This window comes from Mycobacterium sp. (assembly GCF_025965855.1).
GTDB lineage: Bacteria > Actinomycetota > Actinomycetes > Mycobacteriales > Mycobacteriaceae > Mycobacterium.
In genome coordinates, this window is sequence record NZ_JAOPWB010000265.1 from 1 (window position 1) to 5969 (window position 5969).

Genomic DNA, 5969 nt, shown 5'->3' on the forward strand with positions numbered 1-5969 from the left:
ATTAGACGGTATGACGAGGCTGGGGCCTCGCGCACATGTGATCGTGGGTTGCCGACAGGGTGGTCCTGGCCGGTAGAGCCACAAGATGTGGGAGGCCCCAGTGAAGAATTATCGTACGAGCGTCGGCCTGGATGTGCACGCACGATCGGTGTTCGGGTGCGGTCTGGATGGCGAGACCGGTGAGGTGTTCGAGCGCCGGCTGACTCCAGATCCCCGAGAGATCCTGGCCTGGGTTCAGTCGTTGCCGGGTCCGGTGGCGGTGACCTATGAGGCCGGCCCGACCGGGTTCGTCCTCGCGCGGTTCCTGCTCGCTGCCGGGATGGTGTGCCTGGTGGCCGCGCCTTCGAAGTTGCAGCGCCCGTCGGGTGATCGAGTCAAAACCGATACCCGCGATGCCCGCTATCTTGCCCGGTTGCTGCATTTGGGTGAGATCGTGGAGGTGACGATCCCGAGCATCGAGCAGGAGGCGGCCCGCGACCTGGTGCGAGCTCGCGAGGACGCGCGAGGTGACCTGATGTCGGCCCGGCATCGCGTCTCCAAACTGCTTCTGCGGCAAGGGATCGTCTACTGCGGGGGGAAGGCATGGACCGGCAAGCACGAACTGTGTGGCTACGTACGCACCGATTCGACACCCCAGGGCGGCAACTGGCCTACGACACGGCATTCGATGCCTTGGTGTCCACCGTGGACCGGCGTGATCGACTCGATAAAGCGATCACTGAGATGGCCGCCGATTCAGGGTTCACCCCGGTGGTAACCCGGTTGGGGTGTCTGCGCGGAGTCTCCACGTTGACCGCGTTCGGGTTGGCCGTCGAAATCGGAGACTGGCAACGCCTCAACGGGCGCTCGATCGGCGCCTATTTAGGGTTGGTGCCGACCGAGAATTCCTCGGGGGCGACCCGTTCTCAGGGCGGGGTCACCAAGACCGGCAACAGCCATGCCCGCCGCCTGCTGGTCGAAGCGGCCTGGCATCACCGACCCCGGTACCGGCCAGGGCGCGAGCTGCGGAAGCGGTGGGAGACGGCGTCCCCGGCAGCGCGGGCACGAGGCCAGGGAGCCAACAGGCGTCTGAATGCTCGCTGGGCTGGTTTCGATGAACGCAAGAAACGCGCTGTGGTGGCCAACGCGGCCATCGCCCGCGAACTTGCCGGCTGGTGCTGGTCGTTGGCCATCCTCGACGACTGATACCCCACCACTGTCCGGATAAGTAACTCGGTGGTGACGGCAAGCGTCTGGGAGTGACCCGCGTCTGACCTATGAGCAATCACGTTGCAGTGCAGATGATTACGCTCGTCCTTTAGACAAGCGGTCCACTCCGACTCGAAAGTCCCGTCCTGGCGGTAACCAACCCGCGCATATCAGATTTGACACGCGTCGCTATGACACGCTCGACGCCCCCGAGGACTCATCCGGTCAACGAAGCGGCGGCCACGACGACGGTCGCGGCCGCCGCTTCACCCTGCCCACTTGACAAAACTCTTCTCATATCAGGTCAGCTCGGGTAGGCACGGTCGCCTGCCTGCTGGGGGTGGCCTGCCCTGGGTGGCAGGCAGGGTGCAGGGTTGCCCTGTGGGGCAGGGCAGGGCACGGGGTCTGCTGCCCTGCTCGGGGTTGGGCTCGGGTCGGGTCTGATCGGGGTAGGCAGGCCCTCGGGGTGGCCTCCGCTCCGGGGCAGCTGGGGCAGGCGCGCCCCCGCCGCACCCCCAGGGGGTATGCCCTCCCGCACCCACGGCGACCGGACGGTTATGCGCTGCCCGGTCGTGTACGGGTTTTGGGGTCGTTTTGAAACGTTTCTCGTTCTTAGTTGACGCTCGGCACCCAGTTACCGTGGAATCCGGTGGGCACTCGATGCGGCAACTTGATGCTCGCGATGTCCTGAAGGGTTTGCGCGTCCAGGATCGCCAACTCGCTGTGATCGGTGGGCCGGTCATACACATAACCCATCAGCACGCCGTCGTCCTCGCCCGCATCGGGTGACGAAGGATGGAATACGAACTCGCCCAGCGCCTTTTCGGCGCCGAAGGAGCGCGTCTCGGTGCTGCCGGTGAGAAAGTCATGCTTGAGCAGGGTGTCGGCGCCCTCAAGACCTTCCGTGGCCGTCGGCGCATAGCCGTAGCGATGCCGTTTGCCGACCAGGCGCTCGTCGACGCGCGGGAACTCCTGCGCGTGATCGTCGAAGCGGGATTCACGTACCTTGTCGTCGGCGAGATCGACCGTCCAACGGTCCAAGGTGGGCGTGCCCTCATTTGGGCCGGTGTGGTCGCGCGCGAACATCTTGGGGTGTCGCACGACGTCGAGCATGATCGTGTCGCCCTCGTCATAGGCGTTCATCGGATGAAATACGTAGCAGGGTTCGACATCGAACCAGCGCACATCCGCATCCCCGCCCTCGCGTGGCATCACGCCGACGCGGGCGGGGTACTTCGGGTTCCACGAGTAGGGGAACCGGCGTTCAGCAGCATCTGGAAGTTTTGTCCGGGCGGCGATCGGATCGGGGATGGGAACGCGGCCGATCAACGCCGACAGCATCAGCCGCACGGGCACGCGCAGTCCGCGTGGCACGGTAATCGCCGCCGCTATCTGGGCGTCGAAGGTGACCGGCAGGTCGTAGAACACGACGTGACGCTCGGTCAGGGAAAAGTCGTGCATCATCGGACTGCCGGACACGGTGATGTCGACAGTGCGCCGCGCCCTGCCGTTGGCCGCAATCACCGAGTATTGCACCTTGTTGCCGCGAGCGTAATAGTACGAAACCGCGTGCAGCTCACCGGTTTCCGGGTCGCGCTTCGGGTGGGCGGTGTACCCGCCGGTCAGCGTCCCATCGAAGTCGCATACGCCGACCGTGTCCAACTCGTCGGTCAGCTCATAGTTAGCGTTGCCGCCTTCGATCAAGGCGAGGGTCTTGCCGGCGTGTCCGATCACGTTGGTGTTTGCGCCGAGTGGATACAAGCCGTAATGGCCGGGCGGTGCGGGCTCGCCGAGTTCCTTGGCCGCGTGCGGGCCGCGCACCCAGCGGTTGCGGTACCACTCCGCCTTGCCGTCGCGGATGCGGATGCCGTGCACCATGCCGTCACCGATGAACCAGTGGCTACGGTCCGGATCGATCTCGCCGATCGGATTGGGCCCGTTGCGCAGGTACCGCCCGTCCAGGTATTCCGGGATCGTCCCGGCGACCTCGAGGTCAGTCAGCGTGTATTCCTGCTGCAGCGGGGCGAACGGACCCTGCAGATAGCGGTTGGTCATGACATGACGGACCTCCTACGCCGCTTGACGGCCTGTTGGTTCAGCCCCAGCAAAGCAGCTTACCGCTCGTGGGCTGTGCTTCGGTCAAGGTTCGAACAACTCAGGCCGTAAGCACATCGAATCGGCCGCCGCATGGAAAGTACGCACGTGAAGGGCACTATACGGATCGGCGTAAACCTCGATAATGGAGTACCCGAAAGCCGACATGCCCGATCGGTCCGTAGCTAGCAGCGGCCCTGGGAAACCGCACGAGCCAGCATCCCGGCGCCCGCCCACACCACCACCGGCCTTTGCAGTTATCGGCGGCATAGGCGTGGCCGGGCCAGATCGCTTTTGGTGAAAGTCAACCAATGCAAGGTGCAGTACCCCAGCACAACCCAGCAACCCGGAGCCCTTCACTCGGTTCCCCGGCTCGAGCGGCCCACGGGTGGGTGAAAACCTCTGCCGCGATCAGCCTCGCGACCCCGATACTTTCGCTCACCCTCGCGACCCCGATACTTTCGCTGCGGCTTTCGAGAAACCCACAACGTTGGTTATGAGAACGTGGGCGGTTGGATTCCTCGGGTGTATTGGCGGAACGCCCCAGTGGAATCCGGAGTCCCGAGTTAGGAATCGCGATCCGCGCGGTCAGCCGGTCTCGAGCTTGATGTCGCCAAACATGTTATTGCGGATCGTGGGCCGGGCCAGGAACTCGTGCGGAAAACCGAGCTGGATAGCGCTGGCCTCCGCCAGGCTCGCCAGCGCTTCGTCGGGGATCCGCACCTCGAGCGCCCCCAAGTTGTCCGCGAGCTGAGCGGGCGTGCGTGCCCCGATGACCGGCGCGGTGACGGCGGGGTTGTGCATCGTCCAGGCCAGCGCGACCCGGGACGGCGTGGCGCCGATGTCGGCGGCGACCTTCTTGACCACGTCGGCGATGGCCAGGCCGCGCTCGCTGAGCGCACCGTTCGCGGCCGCCAGGCTCTTGCGCGTCCCGATAGCCTCGGCGGAGCCGCCCCCGTGGTCCAGGTCGGCCCGGGTGTACTTGCCCGCCAGCACCCCGCTGGCCAGCGGCGACCACGGGATAACCCCCATCCCCAGCTCGGCCGCCATCGGGATGAGATCGCGCTCCCCGGTGCGCTCGATCAGGCTGTACTCGATCTGCAGCGCCACCAGCGGTGACCAGCCCCGCAGGTCGGCCATCGTCTGCATCCGGGCAACCTGCCACGCCGGCGTGTCGGAGATGCCCACGTAGAGCACTTTGCCCGCGCGCACCAGGTCGTCCATGGCCCGCATCACCTCGTCGACCGGGGTGGTGCCGTCCCAGGCGTGCAGGTAGAGCAGGTCGATGTAGTCGGTGTTCAACCGGCGCAGGCTGGCCTCCACCGACTGGACCATGTTCTTGCGGTGGTTGCCCCCGGAGTTCGGGTCGCCGGGGCGGGTGGACAGCGAGTACTTGGTGGCGATCACCAGCCGGGACCGCAGGCCGTTCGCGAACTCGCCGACCAGCCGCTCGGACGTGCCGTTGGTGTACTGGTTGGCCGTGTCGATGAAGTTGCCGCCCCGGCCGAGGTAGGCGTCGAAGATCTGCCGCGCCTCGTCCCGCTCCGAGCCCCATCCCCAGTCGGCGCCGAAGGTCAGGGCGCCCAGCGCGAGCGGCGATACGCGCAATCCGGAGCGACCCAGCAGGCGATAGGTATCAAGCGAACGAGTCATGACTCGAGCCTGCGGCGCCCCGGAGCCGACAACAACGTAAGGCTCTTCCTGGGACTGCCAGTCCCAGTCAGCAGGCTCGTAGGATCGAAAACGATGAGCGAGACGATTGACACCTTTCGGGAGTTGGCCGCGTTCCTGCGGGCTCGGCGCGAGCGGCTGGCGCCGCACGACGTGGAGCTGCCCCCGGGCCGACGGCCCCGCCGCACGCCCGGGCTGCGCCGGGAAGAGGTCGCCGAGCTGGCCAAGGTCAGCGTCGACTACGTGATCCGCCTCGAGCAGGGCCGAGGGCTGCGCCCGTCGCCGGAGGTGCTCGAGGCGCTGGCCCAGGCGTTGCGGCTCAGCATCGACGAACGTGCCTACCTGTTCGATCTTGCCCAGCAACGGCAGCTGAGCGGCCGGCAGCCGAGCGTTCAAGCACCGCCCGAGTCGCTGGCCCGGCTGGTCCGCGACCTGTCACCGCTGCCCAGCATGCTGGTCAATCACCGGTTCGACATTCTCGCGTGGAACCCCGAGATGGCCGCCTTGATGCTGGACTTCGGTGCGCTGCCGGTCGAGCAGCGCAACACGCTGTGGCTGTGCATGCTCTATCGCCCGCTGTACGACTTCTACCGCGACCGTGAGCGCGTTGTTCGGGACCAAATTGCCGACCTGCGCGCGGCATGGGCGGCCCACCCCGAGGACACCGCGCTCGGCGAGCTGGTCGAGGAGTTGACCTCACACAGCACGGAGTTCGCCCGGTTGTGGGCACAACGGTGTGTCAGGGTGAAAGGCCGGGGGCTCACTCCGCTGCTGCACCCTCGGGTCGGGCCGCTGACCGTGGAGTACGAGGTGCTCACACCGCTGCAAGATCCGGATCAGCGGGTCATCATCTGCCGTGCCGCGGACACGGCGTCCCAGGCGGCCATGGACGCCATCGCGCGCGAGGCCGAGCGCCCCCGGCTCCAGGAGCAGTAACCAGCCCGGCAGTCGCGGGTGAACCTCACAGACAACCCGCCACTCCCAGGGGATCGACACAACGCGCGCACCGCTGAGCG

At 66.3% G+C, this 5969-nt stretch carries 3 protein-coding genes and 1 pseudogene; 2 read left to right on the forward strand and 2 right to left on the reverse strand.

The window, feature by feature from the left end; genetic code table 11:
• The first annotated feature begins 85 nt into the window (after nt 1-85).
• Nucleotides 86-1185 (forward strand): annotated as a pseudogene (locus JWP83_RS22510) (IS110 family transposase).
• Between the two features lie 615 nt (nt 1186-1800).
• Here the strand turns inward: JWP83_RS22510 and JWP83_RS22515 are convergent.
• Complete coding sequence (locus JWP83_RS22515) at nt 1801-3243, reverse strand: carotenoid oxygenase family protein (RefSeq protein WP_297735039.1); 1443 nt, start codon at nt 3241-3243, stop codon at nt 1801-1803.
• Between the two features lie 627 nt (nt 3244-3870).
• Nucleotides 3871-4935, reverse strand: coding sequence for an aldo/keto reductase (locus tag JWP83_RS22520; RefSeq protein ID WP_297735043.1), 1065 nt, complete (start codon nt 4933-4935; stop codon nt 3871-3873).
• Nucleotides 4936-5028: 93 nt separating this feature from the next.
• On the opposite strand from JWP83_RS22520, the gene JWP83_RS22525 reads away from it, so the two are divergent.
• Nucleotides 5029-5889 carry a helix-turn-helix transcriptional regulator gene (locus JWP83_RS22525; protein ID WP_297735046.1) on the forward strand — a complete coding sequence of 287 codons (861 nt, stop codon included), beginning with the start codon at nt 5029-5031 and terminating at the stop codon, nt 5887-5889.
• The last annotated feature ends 80 nt before the right edge of the window (nt 5890-5969 follow it).

What these genes read in the sequence shown, in the direction of transcription:
- JWP83_RS22515 (WP_297735039.1), bottom strand. Translation starts at nt 3,243, where the DNA reads ATGACCAACCGCTATCTGCAGGGTCCGTTCGCCCCGCTGCAGCAGGAA.
- JWP83_RS22520 (WP_297735043.1), bottom strand. Translation starts at nt 4,935, where the DNA reads ATGACTCGTTCGCTTGATACCTATCGCCTGCTGGGTCGCTCCGGATTG.
- JWP83_RS22525 (WP_297735046.1), top strand. Translation starts at nt 5,029, where the DNA reads ATGAGCGAGACGATTGACACCTTTCGGGAGTTGGCCGCGTTCCTGCGG.